General features: G+C 61.0%; 16 protein-coding genes. 10 read left to right on the plus strand and 6 right to left on the minus strand.

The features are described from left to right. Positions 1–20: 20 nt before the first annotated feature. The 7 genes from GA0061103_RS15305 to GA0061103_RS15335 all read left to right on the plus strand — a co-directional run bounded on the left by GA0061103_RS15305 (position 21) and on the right by GA0061103_RS15335 (position 11789). Positions 21–2483 carry a glycogen/starch/alpha-glucan phosphorylase gene (locus GA0061103_RS15305; RefSeq protein ID WP_092712475.1) on the plus strand — a complete coding sequence of 821 codons (2463 nt, stop codon included), beginning with the start codon at positions 21–23 and terminating at the stop codon, positions 2481–2483. Beyond that, a complete protein-coding gene (gene glgB, locus GA0061103_RS15310; protein WP_092712477.1) occupies positions 2480–4687 on the plus strand; it encodes a 1,4-alpha-glucan branching protein GlgB in 2208 nt (735 codons plus the stop codon). Before GA0061103_RS15305 ends, glgB begins: the two co-directional genes overlap by 4 nt. Positions 4688–4713: 26 nt before the next feature. Then, a complete protein-coding gene (glgC, locus tag GA0061103_RS15315; protein WP_092712479.1) occupies positions 4714–5976 on the plus strand; it encodes a glucose-1-phosphate adenylyltransferase in 1263 nt (420 codons plus the stop codon). 3 nt (positions 5977–5979) lie between these two features. Then, positions 5980–7422: a glycogen synthase GlgA gene (glgA, locus tag GA0061103_RS15320; RefSeq protein ID WP_092712480.1), complete on the plus strand. Its 1443-nt coding sequence runs from the start codon at positions 5980–5982 to the stop codon at positions 7420–7422. 4 nt (positions 7423–7426) lie between these two features. After that, positions 7427–9055: an alpha-D-glucose phosphate-specific phosphoglucomutase gene (locus GA0061103_RS15325; protein ID WP_092712482.1), complete on the plus strand. Its 1629-nt coding sequence runs from the start codon at positions 7427–7429 to the stop codon at positions 9053–9055. Between the two features lie 207 nt (positions 9056–9262). Then, positions 9263–11233 (plus strand): glycogen debranching protein GlgX, encoded by a 1971-nt coding sequence (gene glgX / locus GA0061103_RS15330; RefSeq protein WP_092712484.1) that lies wholly within the window; start codon positions 9263–9265, stop codon positions 11231–11233. Between the two features lie 67 nt (positions 11234–11300). Further along, a complete protein-coding gene (locus tag GA0061103_RS15335) occupies positions 11301–11789 on the plus strand; it encodes a MaoC family dehydratase (protein ID WP_092712486.1) in 489 nt (162 codons plus the stop codon). Here GA0061103_RS15335 and GA0061103_RS15340 read toward each other — a convergent pair. From GA0061103_RS15340 to GA0061103_RS15365, 6 genes are all read right to left on the minus strand, one after another. Further along, the gene (locus tag GA0061103_RS15340) at positions 11786–12334 is read right to left on the minus strand and encodes a sarcosine oxidase subunit gamma (RefSeq protein WP_092712488.1); all 549 of its coding nucleotides are present in this window, start codon (positions 12332–12334) and stop codon (positions 11786–11788) included. The genes GA0061103_RS15335 and GA0061103_RS15340 overlap by 4 nt on opposite strands. Beyond that, positions 12327–15323, minus strand: coding sequence for a sarcosine oxidase subunit alpha (locus GA0061103_RS15345; RefSeq protein WP_092712490.1), 2997 nt, complete (start codon positions 15321–15323; stop codon positions 12327–12329). Before GA0061103_RS15345 ends, GA0061103_RS15340 begins: the two co-directional genes overlap by 8 nt. Next, a complete protein-coding gene (locus tag GA0061103_RS15350; RefSeq protein WP_092712491.1) occupies positions 15320–15685 on the minus strand; it encodes a sarcosine oxidase subunit delta in 366 nt (121 codons plus the stop codon). Before GA0061103_RS15350 ends, GA0061103_RS15345 begins: the two co-directional genes overlap by 4 nt. Before the next feature lie 15 nt (positions 15686–15700). Next, positions 15701–16120, minus strand: a complete 420-nt coding sequence (locus tag GA0061103_RS15355) for a hypothetical protein (RefSeq protein ID WP_092712493.1) — start codon at positions 16118–16120, stop codon at positions 15701–15703. Beyond that, positions 16120–17373, minus strand: coding sequence for a sarcosine oxidase subunit beta family protein (locus tag GA0061103_RS15360; RefSeq protein ID WP_092712495.1), 1254 nt, complete (start codon positions 17371–17373; stop codon positions 16120–16122). Before GA0061103_RS15360 ends, GA0061103_RS15355 begins: the two co-directional genes overlap by 1 nt. A 161-nt stretch (positions 17374–17534) precedes the next feature. Next, positions 17535–17813 carry a hypothetical protein gene (locus GA0061103_RS15365; RefSeq protein ID WP_092712497.1) on the minus strand — a complete coding sequence of 93 codons (279 nt, stop codon included), beginning with the start codon at positions 17811–17813 and terminating at the stop codon, positions 17535–17537. A 352-nt stretch (positions 17814–18165) separates the two neighbouring features. On the opposite strand from GA0061103_RS15365, the gene rpsU reads away from it, so the two are divergent. From rpsU to GA0061103_RS15380, 3 genes are all read left to right on the plus strand, one after another. Beyond that, entirely contained in the window at positions 18166–18378 is a 213-nt protein-coding gene (rpsU, locus tag GA0061103_RS15370) for a 30S ribosomal protein S21 (RefSeq protein ID WP_004117638.1), read from the plus strand. Positions 18379–18516: 138 nt separating this feature from the next. Then, entirely contained in the window at positions 18517–19392 is an 876-nt protein-coding gene (locus tag GA0061103_RS15375; RefSeq protein ID WP_092712498.1) for a tetratricopeptide repeat protein, read from the plus strand. A 215-nt stretch (positions 19393–19607) separates the two neighbouring features. Continuing rightward, entirely contained in the window at positions 19608–20678 is a 1071-nt protein-coding gene (locus tag GA0061103_RS15380; protein WP_092712500.1) for an NAD(P)/FAD-dependent oxidoreductase, read from the plus strand. Positions 20679–20744: the final 66 nt, after the last annotated feature.

Here is a 20744-nt window from a genome sequence, read left to right on the forward strand (position 1 = left end):
AAATGGCGAGAGTTGATAGTATGAATAACTTGACGAAGGCCGATCTCCCCGTTCCAGCCCCGCGCAGTTCCCGCCCCGAAATCCTTGCCGAAGAAATCATCGAGCGCCTGACTTACCGCATCGGCAAGGATGCAAAGGTCGCCAAGCCGCACGACTGGCTGACGGCAACGATCCTTGTCATCCGCGACCGCGTCATCGACAAATGGATCGAATCGACCCGAAAAGCCTATCAGACGGGTGCCAAGCGCGTTTACTATCTGTCTCTCGAATTCCTCATCGGCCGCCTGATGCGCGACGCCATCTCCAATCTCGGCCTGATGGAAGAGATCACCAACGCTCTCGCATCGCTGGGCGTCGATATTCGTGTCATCGCCGGCCTCGAGCCCGATGCAGCGCTCGGCAATGGCGGCCTTGGCCGTCTCGCCGCCTGTTTCATGGAATCCATGGCAACCGTCGATGTGCCGGCCTATGGCTATGGCATTCGCTACGTCCACGGCCTCTTCCGCCAGCAGATGGCCGATGGCTGGCAAGTGGAATTGCCCGAAACCTGGCTGGCACACGGAAACCCCTGGGAATTCGAACGCCAGGAAAGCTCCTATGAAATCGGCTTTGGCGGCGCCGTCGAGACCATCGGCAGCCACGACGATCAGCCGCGTTACGTCTGGAAGCCGGCCGAGCGCGTCATCGCCACCGCATTCGACACGCCCGTCGTCGGCTGGCGTGGCCAGCGCGTCAACACGTTACGTCTCTGGTCGGCACAGCCGATCGATCCGATCCTGCTCGATGCCTTCAACGCCGGTGACCACATCGGCGCATTGCGCGAAAGCAACAAGGCGGAAAGCCTGACGCGCGTTCTCTATCCCGCCGATGCGACGCCCGCCGGCCAAGAGCTGCGCCTGCGCCAGGAATTCTTCTTCTCATCGGCCTCGCTGCAGGACATCCTGCGCCGCCACCTGCAGCAGTATGACGATCTGACCAATCTCGCCGACAAGGTCGCGATCCAGCTGAACGACACGCATCCGGCCGTCTCCGTTACGGAAATGATGCGTCTGCTGGTCGATGTCCACGGCTTCGATTTCGACAAGGCCTGGGATATCACCAGAAACACCTTCGGCTACACCAACCACACCCTGCTGCCGGAAGCACTGGAAAGCTGGCCTGTACCGCTGTTCGAGCGGCTTTTGCCGCGGCATATGCAGATCATCTACGCCATCAACGCCAAGGTTCTGGTGGAAGCGCGCAAGCTGCGCAATTTCAGCGACACCGAAATCCGCTCGATCTCTTTGATTGACGAAAATGGCGATCGCCGCGTGCGCATGGGCAATCTCGCCTTCGTCGGCTCGCATTCGATCAACGGCGTTTCCGCACTTCATACCGATCTGATGAAGGTCACGGTCTTTGCCGACCTGCACAAGCTCTATCCGGACCGCATCAACAACAAGACGAACGGCATCACGCCGCGGCGCTGGCTGATGCAGTGCAATCCCGGACTGACGAACCTCGTGCGTGAAACCATCGGCGACGCCTTCCTCGACGATGCGGAACAGCTGAAGCCGCTGGATCAGTTCGCCCACGACAGCGCCTTCCAGGAGAAGTTCGCCGCCGTCAAGCGTGCCAACAAGGTGCAGCTCTCCAACCTCGTCGCCAGCCGCATGGGCATCAAGCTCGATCCGAACGCGATGTTCGATATCCAGATCAAGCGCATCCATGAATACAAGCGCCAGCTTCTGAATGTCATCGAGGCAGTGGCGCTTTACGACCAGATCCGCTCGCATCCGGAACTCGACTGGCAACCGCGCGTCAAGCTCTTTGCCGGCAAGGCGGCGCCGAGCTATCACAACGCGAAACTCATCATCAAACTGATCAACGACGTCGCTCGAGTCATCAACAACGATCCGTCCGTGCGCGGCCTCTTGAAGGTCGTCTTCGTGCCGAACTACAACGTCTCGCTGGCGGAAGTCATGGTTCCGGCCGCCGATCTTTCCGAGCAGATTTCGACCGCCGGCATGGAAGCCTCGGGCACCGGCAACATGAAATTCGGCCTCAACGGCGCGCTGACCATCGGCACGCTCGACGGCGCCAATGTCGAAATGCGCGACAATGTCGGCGAGGACAATATCGTCATTTTCGGATTGCGGGCCGATGAGGTCGCCAACCTGCGCAGCGACGGTCACAATCCGCGCGCCATTATCGAGCGTTCGCGCGAATTGGCCCAAGCACTTTCGGCCATTGCCTCCGGCGTCTTCTCCCCCGACGACCGCAACCGCTACGCCGGCCTGATCGACGGCATCTATAGCCACGACTGGTTCATGGTCGCCGCCGATTTCGACGCCTATGCCTCGGCACAGCGCGAAGTCGATATTCTCTGGGCCAACCCTTCGGAATGGTACGCAAAGACGATCAACAATACCGCTCGCATGGGCTGGTTCTCCTCCGACCGGACGATCCGTCAATACGCCAAGGAAATCTGGAGAGCCGGATGAAAAAGCCGAAAAAAACCGCTGACGGCACGAGCTCGAGCGATATTTCGGCAGAGGATATTGCTGCAATTCTCGCAGGCACCCATTCCGATCCGTTCGCCGTTCTCGGCGTTCACAAGACGGATGAAGGCTATGTGGCCCGCTGTTTCATCCTTGGCGCAGAAGCTGTCACCGCCACGGCGCTCGACGGTTCCGTCATCGGCGAACTCGAATGCCTCGATCCGGCAGGCTTCTTTTCCGGCGACGTCAAACTCGCCAAGCAGCAGCCGGTTCGCTATCGCGCTCGGCGCGGCGATGCCGAATGGGCAGTCACCGATCCCTATAGCTTCGGCCCGGTTCTTGGACCGATGGACGATTACTTCGCGCGTCAAGGCACGCATCTGCGCCTGTTCGACAAAATGGGCGCCCACCCGCTGAAACATGAAGGCGTCCAGGGCTTTCATTTCGCCGTCTGGGCGCCGAATGCGCAGCGTGTTTCGGTCGTCGGCGATTTCAACAATTGGGATGGCCGCCGGCACGTCATGCGCTTCCGCTCCGACAGCGGCATCTGGGAGATCTTCGCCCCGGATGTGCCAGCCGGGGTTGCCTATAAGTTCGAGATCCGCGGCCATGATGGCGTATTGCTGCCGCTGAAGGCCGATCCCTTTGCTCGACGCAGCGAGCTGCGCCCGAAGACGGCTTCGGTCACCGCCAACGAACTGCTTCAGGTCTGGGACGATTCGGCGCACCGCGAACATTGGGCAAGCGTCGACCAGCGCCGCCAGCCGATCTCCATCTATGAGGTGCATGCCGGCTCCTGGCAGCGCCGGGACGACGGCTCGATGCTGTCCTGGGACGAGCTTGCCTCGCGCCTCATCCCCTATTGCGTCGACATGGGCTTTACCCATATCGAATTCCTGCCGATCACCGAACATCCCTACGATCCGTCCTGGGGCTATCAGACAACAGGCCTTTACGCGCCGACCGCCCGCTTCGGCGAACCGGAAGGCTTTGCCCGCTTCGTCAACGGCTGCCACAAAGTCGGCATCGGCGTTATCCTCGATTGGGTGCCAGCGCATTTCCCGACGGACGAACATGGCCTGCGCTGGTTCGATGGAACCGCCCTTTACGAACATGAAGATCCGCGCAAGGGTTTTCACCCCGACTGGAATACGGCGATCTACAATTTCGGCCGCACCGAAGTTCTCGCCTATCTGCTGAACAATGCGCTCTACTGGGCAGAAAAATACCACTTGGACGGTTTGCGCGTCGATGCCGTCGCCTCCATGCTCTACCTCGACTATTCGCGCAAGCACGGCGAATGGATCCCGAACGAATATGGCGGCAATGAAAATCTCGAAGCCGTCCGCTTCCTGCAGTCGATGAATACGCGGCTCTATGGCGCTCATCCCGGCGTCATGACCATTGCCGAGGAATCGACCTCGTGGCCGAAGGTGTCGCAACCCGTCCATGAAGGCGGTCTCGGCTTCGGCTTCAAGTGGAACATGGGCTTCATGCACGACACGCTGAGCTATCTCTCCCGCGAAGCCGTGCATCGCAAGTATCACCACAACGAGCTGACCTTCGGCCTGATCTATGCCTTCTCGGAAAACTTCGTCCTGCCGCTCTCGCATGATGAAGTCGTCCACGGCAAGGGATCGCTCATCGCCAAGATGTCCGGCGACGACTGGCAGAAATTCGCCAATCTGCGAGCCTACTACGCCTTCATGTGGGGCTATCCCGGCAAGAAGCTGCTGTTCATGGGCCAGGAATTCGCGCAGTGGAGCGAATGGAGCGAGGAGCGCGCTCTGGACTGGAACCTCTTGCAGTATCGCATGCACGAAGGCATGCGCCGCCTCGTTCGCGATCTCAATTTCACCTATCGCAGCAAGCCGGCGCTCCATGCCCGCGACTGCGAGGGCGATGGCTTCGAATGGCTCGTCGTCGATGATTTCGAAAACTCGGTCTTCGCATGGCTGCGCAAGGCACCGGGCGAAAAGCCGGTTGCCGTCATCACCAATTTCACGCCAGTCTATCGTGAGAATTACACCTTGCGCCTGCCAGCTGAGGGGCGGTGGCGCGAGATATTGAATACCGATGCCGACATTTACGGCGGCAGCGGTAAGGGGAATGGCGGGCGTGTCCAGGCCGTGAATGCAGGCGGAGGCGTACAAGCGATCATAACGCTGCCTCCACTGGCGACCATCATGCTCGAACCGGAATTCTGATATCACTACGGACAGGGAGGAATAAAATGGTAGAAAAACGTTTCCAGCCGCTGGCACGCGATGCCATGGCCTACGTTCTTGCCGGGGGCCGCGGCAGCCGCCTGAAAGAGCTGACCGACCGCCGTGCCAAGCCAGCCGTGTACTTCGGCGGCAAGACCCGGATCATCGATTTCGCGCTGTCCAACGCACTTAATTCCGGTATCCGCCGCATCGGCGTCGCGACGCAATACAAGGCGCATTCGCTGATCCGCCACATGCAGCGCGGCTGGAACTTCTTCCGCCCGGAGCGAAACGAAAGCTTCGATATCCTGCCGGCCTCGCAGCGCGTCTCCGAAACGCAGTGGTACGAAGGCACGGCGGACGCCGTCTATCAGAACATCGACATCATCGAGCCATACGGTCCGGAATACATGGTCATCCTCGCCGGCGACCACATCTACAAGATGGACTATGAGTGGATGCTGCAGCAGCACGTCGATTCCGGCGCGCAGGTGACGATCGGCTGCCTTGAGGTGCCACGCATGGAAGCCGTCGGCTTCGGCGTCATGCATGTCAACGAGAAGGACGAGATCATCGATTTCGTCGAAAAGCCAGCCGATCCGCCCGGCATTCCGGGCAATCCCGATTTCGCGCTGGCATCGATGGGCATCTACGTCTTCCACACGAAGTTCCTGATCGAATGCCTGAAGCGCGACGCGGCCGATCCGAATTCCAGCCGCGACTTCGGCAAGGACATCATCCCCTACATCGTCAAGAACGGCAAAGCCGTCGCCCATCGCTTCACGCAGTCCTGCGTTCGCTCGGATTTCGAGCGTGAAGCCTATTGGCGCGATGTCGGCACGATCGATGCCTATTGGCAGGCCAATATCGATCTGACCGCCGTGGTGCCGGAACTCGACATCTACGACAAGTCCTGGCCGATCTGGACCTACGCCGAAATCAGCCCGCCCGCCAAGTTCGTGCACGACGACGAGGATCGCCGCGGTTCGGCCGTCTCCTCCGTCGTTGCCGGCGACTGCATCATTTCCGGCGCCAGCCTCTACAACAGCCTGCTCTTCACCGGTGTGCGCGCCAATTCCTACTCCAAGCTGGAGGGGGCCGTCGTGCTGCCGAGCGTCAAGATCGGCCGCCGGGCGCAGCTCAAGAATGTCGTCATCGACCATGGCGTCACCATTCCCGAAGGTCTGGTAGTTGGCGAGGATCCGGAACTCGATGCTAAGCGCTGGCGCCGCACGGAAAGCGGCATCTGCCTGATCACCCAATCGATGATCGACAAGCTGGATCTGTAACCTATGAAGGTTCTCTCGGTTTCGTCCGAAGTCTTCCCTCTGATCAAGACAGGGGGCCTGGCCGACGTGGCCGGCGCCCTGCCCATCGCGCTGAAGCCCTATGGTGTCGAAACCAAGACCCTCATTCCGGGCTACCCCGCCGTCATGAAAGCGATCCGCGATCCAGTCGTTCGCCTCGAACTTCCGGATCTCCTGGGCGAGCCAGCCACCGTTCTGGAGGTCGAGCACGCGGGCATTTCCTTCCTCGTGCTCGACGCACCGGCCTATTACAGCCGCACCGGCGGCCCCTATGTCGATGCGACGGGCAAGGACTATCCCGACAACTGGCGACGTTTCGCCGCGCTGTCGCTGGCCGGCGCGGAAATTGCCGCCGGCCTTCTGCCCGGCTGGCGGCCGGATCTCGTGCATGCGCATGACTGGCAGTCGGCCATGGTGCCGGTCTACATGCGTTATTATCCGACGCCGGAGCTGCCGAGCGTTCTGACCATCCACAACATCGCATTCCAGGGCCAGTTCGGCGCCGGCATCTTCCCCGGCCTGCGCCTGCCGGCCCATGCTTTCTCCATGGAAGGCATCGAATATTACGGCGATGTCGGTTTCCTGAAAGGCGGACTGCAGACGGCACATGCCTTGACCACGGTCAGCCCATCCTATGCCGAGGAAATCCTGACGCCGGAATTCGGCATGGGTCTCGAAGGCGTCATCGCCAGCAAAGCCTACAATCTCTACGGCATCGTCAACGGCATCGACGATGACATCTGGAACCCCGCGACCGATCCGATGATCGCACAGACCTATAGCGCGGCGACGCTGAAGGATCGCGCCATCAACCGCCACCGGGTCATCGAGCATTTCGGCCTCGACGACGACGATGGTCCGATCTTCTGCGTCGTCAGCCGGCTCACTTGGCAGAAGGGCATGGATCTTCTAGCCGAAGTCGCCAATGAGATCGTCCACATGGGCGGCAAGCTCGCCATTCTGGGCGCGGGCGATGCGGCGCTGGAGGGTGCGCTCTTTGCCGCAGCCGGCCGCCATCGCGGCCGTGTCGGCGTTTCGGCCGGCTATAACGAACCCATGTCACATTTGATGCAAGCCGGCTGTGATGCGATTATCATTCCCTCGCGCTTCGAACCCTGTGGCCTCACGCAGCTTTATGGCTTACGTTACGGCTGCCTGCCCATCGTTGCGCGAACGGGCGGGCTGAACGATACGATTATCGACGCCAACCATGCCGCGCTGCAGGCAAAAGTCGCGACCGGCATTCAATTTTCGCCCATCACCGCGGAGGGGCTTTTGCAGGCCGTGCGCCGCGCCATGCATCTTTTCCAGGATCGAAAGGTCTGGACGCAGATGCAAAAGCAGGGCATGAAATCCGACGTATCCTGGGGCCGGAGCGCAGAACGCTACGCCGCTCTCTACTCCAGTCTAGTCTCGAGAGGCGCTTAACCCGATGATTAAAACCGTACCCACCACTCCCTACGCGGATCAGAAACCCGGCACGTCCGGCCTGCGAAAGAAGGTTCCCGTATTCCAGCAGCCGAATTATGCGGAAAACTTCATCCAGTCGATTTTTGATTCGCTTGAGGGCTACCAGGGCAAGACCCTAGTCATTGGCGGCGACGGCCGTTACTACAATCGCGAAGTCATCCAAAAGGCCATCAAGATGGCCGCGGCAAACGGCTTCGGCAAGGTGATGGTCGGCAAGGGCGGCATCCTCTCGACGCCCGCAGCCTCGAACATCATCCGCAAGTACAAGGCCTTCGGCGGCATCATCCTGTCGGCCAGCCACAATCCCGGCGGCCCGACCGAAGACTTCGGCATCAAGTACAACATCGGCAATGGCGGCCCCGCGCCGGAAAAGATCACCGACGCCATCTATGAGCGCTCCAAGGTGATCGACAGCTACAAGATTGCCGATTTCCCGGATATCAACCTCGACCGCATCGCCCGCGAGGATGTGGGCGGCATGATCGTTTCCGTCATCGATCCGGTCGAAGACTATGCAGCCCTCATGGAAGAGCTGTTCGATTTCGGCGCGATCCGCAATCTGATCAGTCTCGGCTTCCGCCTCAACTTCGATGCAATGAGCGCCGTCACCGGCCCCTATGCCAAGGAAATCTTCGAAATCCGCCTCGGCGCGCCGGACGGATCGGTACGCAATTTCCTGCCGTTGCCGGACTTCGGCGGTCATCACCCCGACCCGAACCTCGTCTATTGCAAAGAACTCTACGACGACATGATGAGCGAGGATGCGCCTGATTTCGGCGCGGCATCGGACGGCGATGGTGATCGCAACCTCATCATCGGCAGGGGCATCTACGTTACCCCGTCCGACAGCCTGGCGATCCTGGCGGCCAACGCCAACCTCGCCCCCGGCTATTCGCATGGCATCGCCGGCATCGCCCGTTCGATGCCGACCAGCGGTGCCGCCGACCGCGTTGCCGAAAAGCGTGGCGTTGGCATCTACGAAACGCCGACCGGCTGGAAATTCTTCGGCAACCTGCTCGATGCCGGCATGGCGACGATCTGCGGCGAAGAAAGCTCCGGCACCGGCTCCAACCATGTTCGCGAAAAGGATGGCCTCTGGGCCGTGCTGCTCTGGCTGAACATCCTTGCCGTGCGCGGCGAGAGCGTCATCGATATCGTAACGCAGCATTGGGCCGCCTATGGCCGCAACTATTATTCCCGCCACGACTATGAAGGTGTCGATACCGATGCCGCCAACGGCTTGATTGCAGCGCTGCGCGAAAAGCTGCCGACCCTGCCGGGCACGAAGTTCGGCGACCTCACCGTTTCCGCCGCCGACGATTTTGCCTATCACGATCCGGTCGACAAGTCGGTCAGCCAGCATCAGGGCATCCGCATCATGTTCGAGGGCGGCTCCCGCGTCGTCTTCCGCCTCTCCGGCACTGGCACGACGGGCGCGACGCTGCGCGTCTACATCGAACGCTACGAAGCCGACCCGACTCGTCACAATATCGAGACCCAGGAAGCGCTGGCCGATCTCGTCATCGCCGCCCAGGATATCGCCGACATCAAGGGCCGCACCGGCCGCGATGCGCCGACGGTGATTACCTGAACTATGACTTAAAGTCCTTCTCCCCGCACATGCGGGGAGAAGGTGGCCAGCCGCGTCCGAACGACGTGAGGCAGCGACTGGTCGGATGAGGGGCCTTCTCGAAATTCACCGCGACCACGCAATTTGACGCGCGTCCTGCCCCTCACCCTAGCCCTCTCCCCGCGAGCGGGTAGAGGGGACCACTCCAGCGATCCGGAAAGCCCGAGCATGTCCGAACCGACGATCCGCTCCCTTGGCGCCACCCTCACCGATCATGGCGTTGAATTTGCCGTCTGGTCCAGGAATGCCGAGAGAATCGAATTGTGCGTCTTCGATGCGGAGGGAAAGAAGGAAGTCCTGCGCCTGCCAATGACGCGCGACGGTGACGAGCATCGTCTTTTTGTGGAAAATGCCAGGGAAGGCATGCGCTACGGCTTGCGTGCCTATGGCCCCTACGATCCCGACCGGGGCCTGTGGTTCGATCCATCCAAGCTGCTCGTCGACCCCTATGCCAGGGAGATAGACCGGCCGTTCCAATATGATGCGCGCCTCGGAACCTTCGGCGAAGACACGCGGGATCTGATGCCGAAGGCGATCGTCTCGCGCGACGTTGCGGCCAAGCCCGCCAAGCCCTTGTTTCAGCCCGGCGGCCTGATCTACGAGATCGCCGTCAAACCTTTCACCATGCTGCATCCGGATGTGCCGGCAAAGCTGCGCGGCACGGTCGGGGCGCTTGCCCATCCCGCCATTATCGCGCATCTCAAGCGCCTGCAGGTCGACGCCATCGAGCTGATGCCGATCACAGCATGGATCGACGAGCGGCATCTGCCGCCGCTCGGCCTCACCAATGGCTGGGGCTACAATCCCGTCGCCTTCATGGCGCTCGATCCGCGTCTCGTGCCAGGCGGCATGAAGGAGCTGCGCGAGACGGTCGCCGCTCTTCACGCCGAAGGCATTGCCGTCATCCTCGATCTCGTCTTCAACCATACGGGCGAGAGCGACCGCCAGGGTCCGACGCTGTCCTTGCGCGGTCTGGACAACCCCACTTATTTCCGCCACCTGCCGGATCAGCCCGGCACGCTGGTCAACGATACCGGCACCGGCAATACCATCGCCTGCGATCAGCCGGCGACGCGCAAGCTCATCATCGACAGCCTCAACCATTTTGTCCGCAATGCCGGCATCGACGGCTTCCGCTTCGATCTTGCGACCGTGATCGGCCGCGGCAGCAAGGGGTTCGATCCGGAAAGCATGACACTGCGCACCATGCTGGCGGATGATGTCCTCAAAGATCGGATCATGATCGCCGAGCCCTGGGACATCGGCCCCGGCGGCTATCAGCTCGGAAATTTCCCAGCACCCTTTCTCGAGTGGAACGACCGAGCCCGCGACGATCTGCGCCGCTTCTGGCGGGGTGAACTCAGGATCGGCGATCTAGCGACGCTTCTTGCCGGTTCATACCCCATCTTCGGCTTCGACGGGCGCTTGCAGACGCGCAGCGTCAATTTCCTTGCCGCCCATGACGGCTTCACGCTGATGGACCTCGTTTCCTATGAGAACAAACACAACGAGGCCAACGGCGAGAACAATCGCGACGGTCACAACGAGAACTTCTCCTGGAACAACAGCGTGGAAGGCAGGACGGACGACCCGCAGGTCCAGCGCAAGCGCCGCGCCGATATCGAAGCCATGCTGTCGACGCTCTTTGCCACGCGCGGCACGATCATGCTGACGGCCGGCGACGAGGGAGGACGCAGCCAGCAGGGCAACAACAATGCCTACTGCCAGGATAACGCCATTACCTGGGTGGACTGGACGGCGCTGGACGAGGAGCTGATCGGCCATACCGCGTGGCTTGCCGGCTTGCGCCGCCGCTTCGCCGCCTTCAGCAAGATGGATTTCTTTCGCGGCGATGGCGATGTGCTGTGGTTCTCCGCCACCGGAACGCCGATGGCGGTAACGGATTGGGAAGCGCCGAACGCGGGCCTGCTCGGCATGGCGATCCGGACGGAAGACCGCGCTACCGGCCGATCGACGCGCCTTGCGATGGTGTTCAACAGTGCTGCAGGCGAGCGCTCCGTCGCCTTACCGGTTTCCGAGAACGACGGCTGGTCTCTGCTGACGACGGCAGGCGAAACCCCAGCCGGAGGGCAGATCACCATTTCCACCCGCTCCGTCGCCTTCCTTCTGGAAAACTGATCGCGGTTGCACTTTCAGTCTCGATTCGCCAGAAAGGATTCTGACGACACAGACTGATGAGGATGGAATGCCCGGCGATATCTCGCTTGTAGGAATCATGAAACTTGCGGGAACGGAGATCGGCGTTTCCGACTGGATCACCGTCGACCAGACGATGATCGACACCTTTGCCGATGCGACGCTCGACCATCAGTTCATCCACGTCGACCCGGAACGCGCCAAGGCGGAAACGCCCTACGGCGGCACCATCGCTCACGGCTTCCTGACGCTCTCGCTGCTCTCGGCGATGAACTATAGCGGCCTGCCAAAAATCCGCGAACAGACCATGGGCATCAATTACGGCTTCGAAAAGATCCGCTTCATGTCGCCGGTCAAGTGCGGCGCACGGGTGCGCGGCCGCTTCACCCTCGCCGAAACGCGGCTGCGCGGCGCCAACATGCTGATGCTGACTTATGACGTAACTGTCGAAATCGAAGACGAGCGCAAACCGGCACTGACTGCGACATGGACGACCATATCGCAGTTCGATCCTAAGGATCGTCCGGAAGAAAGCTAAAGGCCCGCATCCTCCGCGCCTTCGGCCAGAAGACCGAAAGCGAAGTCGGAAAAGGAGCGCCAGACTTCGACGCGGAATGTCTCCTCATCGAGCCGCAAGATCACCACTTCCGCCTTGCCGAGCAGCGTGCGCGAGCAGGCGCCGACGGGGAATGCGCCGAGCGAAACATCCTGCGGGCAACCGGCGGCAAGCGTCGCTTCGGCGCCGGGACCGGAGACGATGATAGCGGTATTGCGATGCGAGACATCGGTCGCCGAATGCAAGACGCCGGACGATCCAGCCACGCCCACGAGTTCGGCACCGTTCTCATCGATGACGAGCCATTCGTCCGGGCCAAGCCACAGGGCATGACGCCCATTGGCGCTGGCCGAGGTCTTCGGCCGGGTCGGCAGCGGCAGGCCGAGCGCCTGCGAAAGACCGCCGACCGAATCGGCTGGCGCGCGCAGCGAGATACGGCTTGCCGAGGCTGCAGGCGTCAGCCGAACGGTCGAGGAGCCGCCATGGCGGCCGGCGAGCGGCAGTTTGCGGGTAGCGAGATCAGCCATTGATCCGGCCTCCTTCCTTGTCAAAGAACACCAGATCCGTCACCTCGACTGATATCGTCTTGTCGGGCATCGGCACATAGAGCGTCTTGCCCATGCGCTCACGTCCGCCGGCCACCAGCGCGAAAGCGATGGAGCGGCCGAGATTTTCCGACCAGTAGGCAGAGGTGACATGGCCGAGCATGGTCATCGGCTTCTGCTCATTCGGATCGGCGACGATCTGCGCGCCCTCCTCCAGCACAACCTTCGGATCGCGCGTGACGAGGCCGACGAGCTGCTTGCGCCCTTCCTTGACGAGGTCCGGCCGCTTCAGACCGCGAATGCCGACGAAATCGGTCTTCTTCTTCGAAACGGCCCATGCAAGGCCGGCATCGTCGGGCGTCACTGTGCCGTCGGTATCCTGGCCGACGATGATGTAGCCCTTTTCCGCGCGCAGCACGTGCATGGTCTCGGTGCCATAGGCGCAGGCACCCAGCGGCTCGGCACGCGCCCAGACAGCTTCCCAGACAGACTGGCCGTAGTCGGCCGGCACGTTGATTTCATAGCCGACTTCACCGGTGAAGGAGACGCGGAACAGCCGCGCCGGCACGCCGCAGACCTTGCACTCGGCGACACTCATATGCGGGAAGGCTTCGTTGGAAAGATCCTGCCCCTCGACGAGCGGCTCGATGATCTCGCGCGCCTTCGGCCCCTGCACGGCGATGACAGCCCATTGCTCGGTGGTCGAGGTCAACCACACCTTCAGATGCGGGAATTCGGTCTGGAGATAATCTTCCATGTGATGCAGGACGCGCGGCGCACCGCCTGTTGTCGTCGTCACATGGAAGCGATCATCGGCGAGACGTCCGACGACACCGTCATCATAAACGAAGCCGTCTTCGCGCGTCATGATGCCGTAGCGGCAGCGGCCGGGCTTCAGCGTATCCCAGGCATTGGTGTAGATCAGGTTCAGGAACTCGGCCGCATCCGGCCCGACCACTTCGATCTTGCCGAGGGTCGAGGCATCGAACACGCCGGCCACTTCGCGCGCCGTACGGCATTCACGATTGACGGCCTGATGCATGGTCTCGCCGGCACGTGGATAGAACCAGGCGCGCTTCCAGTTGCCGACATCCTCAAAGATCGCGCCGTGTGCCTCTTCCCAGGCATGCAGCGGCGTCTTGCGGGCGGGATCGAAAAGGTGCCCACGCGAATGGCTGATGAGTGTGCCGTAGGTGACAGGCGTGTAGGGCGCGCGGAAGGTGGTGAGACCGACTTGCGGAATATCCTTGCCGAGCATCTCGGCGGCAATCGCCAGCCCGTGCATGTTGGAAAGCTTGCCCTGATCGGACGCCATGCCGTTGGTGGTGAAGCGCTTGATGTGCTCGATGGAATGCATGCCCTCGCGCACGGCAAGACGAATGTCCTTGGCGCAGACATCGTGCTGGAAATCGACGAAGGCCTTCGCATTCGTGTCCGGCCCCGCACCCTCGGCAGCACCGATCATGCCGCCGGTCCATTCGAAGGCCTGCTCGGCGTGAAGCTGGATCTTCTCGCCGCCATTGGTGGCTCCGGTGGCGCGCGCCATCAGTTCGCCGGCTGCCAGCGATTCCTCGATCGCGGCCTGCAAGCCATCCGTGCCGTTGCAGGCACCGACTGACAGGCAATCCTGAACATAGGTGCCCGGCAGGAAGCGCTGCTTCTCGGCCTCGAACTTCAGCTTGCCGCGCGATTGCGAGAACATGTGGACCGATGGCGTCCAGCCGGCCGAGACCAGCAGTGCATCGATCGCAATCTTTCGCTTGGCGGAGCTGCCGTTGCGCGCAACCGTCATGGAGGAAACGCGCAGCTTGCCGGCCGTATCGACGACGGCATAGTCGGTCATCACCTCGATGCCGAGCCGCTTTGCCTCAGCCAACACTGCCTCGCTCGGCCGCGCGCGGCTGTCGACGATGGCAGCAATGGAAACACCAGCACGCTTCAGATCGAAGGCTGCTTCATAGGCCGAATCATGTGCCGTATAGACGCCGATCTTGGCGCCGACGGCGACGCCATAGTGATTGAGGTAGGCGCGCGCGGCCGAAGCGAGCATGATGCCCGGCCGGTCGTTGTTCGGGAACACCATATGACGTTCGATGGCACCCGTCGCCAGAATGACACGCTTGGTGCGAACCTGCCAGAGACGCTCGCGCGGCAGGTTGCGGCCCGGCTTGGCCAGATGGTCGGTCACTCGTTCGGCAAGGCCGATGAAATTATGGTTGTAGTAGCCGAAGGCCGTCGTGCGGGTCAGCACCTGGACATTCGGCATCGCCTCGAGCTTGGCAACAGCATCCTGAGCCCAGTCATACCCCTCGACGCCGTCGATCTTGACGCCGGTGTCGAAGCGCAGCGCGCCGCCGACGTCCGGCTGCTCGTCGCAGAGGATGACCTTGGCGCCAGTTTCGGCAGCGGCGAGCGCTGCGGAAAGACCGGCGACGCCGGCACCGACGACGAGCACGTCGCAATGGGCATAGCGGCTGGCATAGTGATCCGGATCCTCTTCCGTCGGCGCGACGCCAAGACCGGCTGCACGACGGATGAAGGGCTCATAGATGTGTTTCCAGGCCGACTTCGGCCACATGAAGGTTTTGTAGTAGAAACCGGCGGCAAAGAACGGCGACATCCAATTGTTGACGCCGCCGATATCGAAGGCGAGCGACGGCCAACGGTTCTGCGACTGCGCCTTCATACCGTCGAAGACTTCCTGCACGCTGGCGCGCACATTCGGCTGCCGCCGCGCCGCATCGCGGGAGATATCGAGCAAGGCATTCGGCTCTTCGGCCCCAGCCGAAAGAATGCCGCGCGGACGGTGGTACTTGAACGACCGGCCGACGAGATGAACGCCGTTGGCAAGCAGCGCCGAGGCGACGGTGTCGCCTTCGAGCGCGGTATAGCTCTTGCCGTCAAAAGTGAAGCGAGCGGTTCTGGCCGGCGTCAGACGTCCCTTGCCCGCGATACGATTGGCGCCGCTCATTCAGCAAATCCCTCTGTTTGTGCCGTCTGTTCCTGTTCGTTCTGATGCTGTGCCGCCGGCTCGGAGGCGCCGGGCTTCAGCGTCGCTGGATCCGGCTTCGGCTCGCCGGCCTTGTAGGTACGGTAGAACTGATCGCTCACCGTGTCGCGCGCCGCATTGAAGAAGCGGCCGCAGCCATGGATATGCCGCCAGCGCTCGAAGATCAGGCCCTTCGGATTGTCGCGCAGGAAGAAATATTCCTCGAACTCCTCGTCCGAGATCCCGGCAATATTGGCCGGCCGCACGATATGCGCATCGCCGGCGTTGCGGAATTCGAGTTCCGAACGCTCTTCCTCGCAATAGGGGCAGTAAATCAGCAGCATCGTTTTCTACCTGTGTTAAAGCTCGGAGCCCGAAAGGCTTGTGCCGGGAGGCTGCGCACAGAGCCGCCGTCCCATGGTGACAAATGGTGTTATGCGCTTCAGCAGCGTCTCCAACGATCCGTAGGGTTTGAGCACATCGGTCATTCCCAGATTGATCAGGCTCATGCCCAATAGATCTGTGTCGATCGCAAATGCTCTCTTCGCCTCAGGTGTCTGCTCCGGCACGAAATAGACCGCCGGCTTTTTCAGCACCTTGACACAGGCAAGCACGCCGCTTTCGGCCGTGAACGGCCAGTCCGCCTCGTCCTTTGCCTTGTGGATCACCTGCATGCGAACATCCTCGGCCCCTGGAAAGAGATCGTTGACTTCGGTCACGACCGCTCCTGCCGGCAATGAAAACCCGACCGCAAGAACGATCCCGACCGCCGTCGGCATCAGTGCGCCACGGCTGCGGCTGCCGCTTCATCGATCAGACGGCCGGTACGGAAGCGATCCAGATTAAGTCCGGCATTGAACCGATGCGGCTCGTCGCGGGCGATGAGATGCGCAAACAGATTGGCCGAACCCGGCGTCGCCTTGAAGCCGCCCGTGCCCCAGCCGCAGTTGACATAGAGGCCCGGCACCGGCGTCTTCGACTGGATCGCCGAGCGGTCCGGCGTGTTGTCGACGATGCCGCCCCAGGAGCGCATCATCTTGACGCGGCGGAACATCGGGAAGAGCTCGCAGATCGCATCCAGCGTATGGGTGATGATCTGCAGGCCGCCGGTCTGGCTATAGGAGTTGTACTGGTCCGTGCCGGCACCGATGACGAGCTCGCCCTTGTCGGACTGCGAGATATAGGCATGCACCGTGTTCGACATGACGACGCAGGGGAAGATCGGCTTCAGCGGCTCGGAGACCAGCGCCTGCAGCGGGCTCGACTGCAGCGGCACACGGACGCCCGCCATCTGCATGACGACGGTGGTGTGGCCCGCCGCCGAAACGCCGACCTTCTTGGCGCCGATGAAACCCTTGCTCGTGTCGACACCAGTCACTCGGCCATCCGGGCCACGACGGATGCCGGTCACTTCGCAATTCTGGATGATGTGAACGCCGCGATCGGAAGCAGCGCGGGCAAAGCCCCAGGCAACCGCATCGTGACGCGCCGTGCCGCCGCGACGCTGCAGGGCGGCGCCATTGATCGGATAGCGGGCCGTCTTCGAAATATCGAGCGGCGGACAATAGGCTTTCGCCTGTTCCGGCGTCAGCCATTCATTGTCGATGCCGTAGAGGCGGTTGGCGTGAATATGCCGCTTGAAGGACTGCTGGTCGTGCACATTGTGCGACAGCATCATCACGCCGCGCGGCGAATACATAACGTTATAATTGAGATCCTGAGACAGCCCCTCCCAGAGCTTCATCGAATGCTCGTAGATGTGCATGCTCTCTTCATAGAGATAGTTCGAGCGGATGATGGTCGTGTTGCGGCCGGTATTGCCGCCGCCGAGCCAGCCCTTTTCAATGACAGCAACATTGGTGATGCCGTGCTCCTTGGCGAGGTAGTAGGCCGCACCCAGGCCATGACCGCCGGCGCCGACGATGATGACGTCATACTCCTTGCGCGGCTCCGGCGAGGTCCATTGAGCCTCCCAGCCCTTGTGAGCCCGCATCGCTTCCCGTGCCACGGCAAAAACCGAGTATTTACGCATTCGCCCTCAACTCCTTCAGGCAAGAGCCCTTTTTGTGGGTCATACAAATCGCAAATCGAAAACCGACACAACGGCTCTTTTGCGACGCATTCAGGACCGTCTTTCGACACGGTTAAAATTGCCATTCAACCGAGTGGTCTGCCCATGACTGCTTGGCAGACCTATTTGCGTTGCAGATGACAGACCTTCACCCGCCCGCCATGGCCATCCTTGCGCCAGACACATCCCTCATTCCGCGGCTTTCCCTTGTAAAGATAGATTTTCGCACGATGCTTGCTATCAAACGTTTGGTTGGAAAAGTCATGGCCGCCGACCCGGACGTTCTTGCCGAAGCGGACTTCGCCGGCCGTGACAGGCGCTTGCGTTGCGACGAGAACGGCGACGGCAAACAGCGATGCAGCGAACAGCCTCCCAACGACAGCAAGGCCGAGCGATTTCATAAAGTGATTCCCCCCTTGCTCCGGACAATTGCTTCGGATGGTGCAATCGTCGTAGGACACGAATGACTGTGATCCGACATACTCACAGAAGCATGTCAATGTCGCAAACATCGGGCGCCGCCAACCATTAATTCAACAGCTTCGTGGAAGCGCCACAGGCATGGCTGGCTGAATTCGGTACTCGACAAACCGCTTTTTCCTCTGCAAAGTCACGATCTGGCTAGACTTTGACAAACCGATCTGCTATCTCGCCTAACCAATCGCAAGGCTGCGGCCGCGCGAACGTTATATTTTTGCCTCCTGGCGCTGCCGTCGCCGCTGGCATCAACCAAACCAAAGGAACGTGATTCTCGTGCAGGTACTTGTCCGCGATAACAATGTCGACCAGGCTCTCCGCGCTCTCAAGAAGAAGATGCAGCGCGAAGGTATTTTCCGCGAAATGAAGATGCGCGACTACTACGAAAAGCCGTCGCAGAAGCGTGCTCGCGAAAAGGCTGAAGCTGTTCGTCGCGTTCGCAAGCTTGCTCGCAAGCGCGCTCAGCGCGAAGGCCTTGTTGCCAAGTAATCGCCGTTTTTTCGACGTTTTCAGATGCATGTGTGGCGGGGGCGAGTCGTTCGCCGCCGCCTTTTTGATTTATTCTCTACGCAAATCGGATTAAATCAGAACAGCCTGATATGACGCATGGGGAAAGCGAACCCGATAATGGCAATGACGACTTCCGTAAAGTTCCGCACTTCGAACCTCTCCTTATTCGTTTCGAAGCGCGCCGCGGCCCTGCCTGCCTTGGCGATACTTGCCGCAATCAGCCTTTCCGGCTGCCAGACTGCCACCACAGATAACGTGATCCAGATCGACAAGGCGCAGGGCTCTTCGGAGAATATCGCCTCGCTGACATCGGTCATCAATGCCAATCCGCAGGATCCGGAAGGCTACAATGTTCGCGGCACGGCCTATGGCCGCGGCGGCGATTTCAACCGCGCTCTTGCCGACTTCAATCAGGCGATCCAGCTCAATCCGAAGTTCTACCAGGCCTACGCCAACCGCGCGCTCATCTATCGCAACATGGGCAAGCTGCCGGAAGCGGTCGCGGACTATAATGCGGCGCTGCAGATCAACGGCAATTACGATGTTGCCTATATCGGCCGCGGCAATCTCTACCGCCAGGCCGGCCGCGACAACGACGCCTTCAATGATTATTCGAAGGCGATCAACCTCGGCACCACGGACGGCCGCGCCTATAACGGCCGCGGCGTGATCTTCCAGAAGCGCAATCAGCAGGATAAGGCGATCGACGATTTCTCCAAGGCGATCTCGCTTTCGCCGAATTCGCCGGAGCCTTACAACAGCCGCGGCATTTCCTATCTCGCGCAGAACGACGACGACAATGCCTTCGCCGATTTCAACCATGCCATCGACCTGAACAACAAGGTCGCCGAATCCTGGGCGAACCAGGCCTTCGTCTACGAGCGCAAGGGCGACAAGGCAAAAGCACGCCGCTCCTATCAGCACGCGGTCAATCTCGATCCGAACTACCAGCCCGCCAGAGATGGCCTGGCACGTGTCGGCGCCAGCTCCTGATATAGGAGCATAGCAACAAGACAATCAGCCGCCGGCAATCCCTGCCCGGCGGCTTTTCCTTCCCTCGGCAAAGGCCGAAAGCGCATCGCGATCTCTCAGATTCGCTTCCCAAGCTCCAGGTCTTTGATTTTGTGCATGTCGCTATCGCAAAACCGCTGCACGGTTTTACGCGACATGCTGTAGTCTCGGCTCACCCATTCAAGCGAGACAAAGACATGCCCTCCCCGCAAAAAATCATCGTCGTCGGCGCCGGAATCATCGGTGCCTCCATCGCCTGGCATCTCGGTCGCAAGGGCGCATCCGTGACGGTGGTCGCGCAGCAGACCGGCGGCGTTGCAACTCCGAACTCCTTCGCCTGGATCAATGCGAGCTGGGGCAATCCGGAATTCTATTTCCAGCTCCGTCGTCGATCGATGGCGGAATGGTCGCGGCTTCAAGACGATCTGCCGGATCTTCCCTTGTCCTGGTGCGGCGGCCTGTCCTGGGATCTGCCCGAGGCAGAGCTCGACGCCTATGCGGCACAACACCATGGCTGGGGCTATGGCATACAGCCGGTCAACCGGGCGACAATCGCGATGATCGAACCGAGCCTCGCCAATCCGCCGGATTATGCCCTGCATGTTGCCGAGGAAGGCGCTGTCGAACCCGTTGCGGCCTCCAAGCTACTGCTGGAAGACGCCCGCCGTCGGGGCGCGATCCTATCATCCGGCGTCGAGGTCAGAAGTCTGCTCAGAGAGGGCAAGCGAATTATCGGTATTGAAACGAGCGAAGGGCCAATGTGGGCCGATCATGTCGTTCTGGCCGCCGGTGCGGGCACGCCAGCACTTGCGGCCTCGGCGGATATTCTCGTGCCGCTGGAAACGCCTCCAGGACTCATCGTCCATTCCCGCCCCGTGCAGAAAATGCTGAATGGCTTGGTGATGGCGCCGGAACTGCATTTGCGCCAGACGGCGGAGGGGCGCATCATCGCTGGCGGCGACTTCGGCGGCACCGATCCCGGCAGCGATCCACAAGTAGCAGCCGACGATCTTTTCGCCAGGGTCAAAACGACATTGAAGGGCGGCGAGGCGCTGGAGCTTGATTTCTACACCATCGGCTATCGCCCGACGCCGAAAGACGGCCTTCCGATTCTGGGTGGTGTCGGTGCGGCACCTGGCCTCTACCTCGCAGTCCTTCACTCCGGCGTCACACTGGCGCCGCTCGTCGGCCTGCTCGCTGCGCAGGAGATCATCGATGGTGGCGAGGCTGACGAGCTTGCTCCTTTCCGCCTCTCACGCTTTGCGTAGCTCGAACACAAGACTTGTCGGCGCAACTTCAGGGATGCATTGCCATAGTCGTAAATACCCGAGATC

Source organism: Martinezella multihospitum (genome assembly GCF_900094585.1).
In the GTDB taxonomy this organism is placed as follows: Bacteria; Pseudomonadota; Alphaproteobacteria; order Rhizobiales; family Rhizobiaceae; genus Rhizobium; species Rhizobium multihospitium.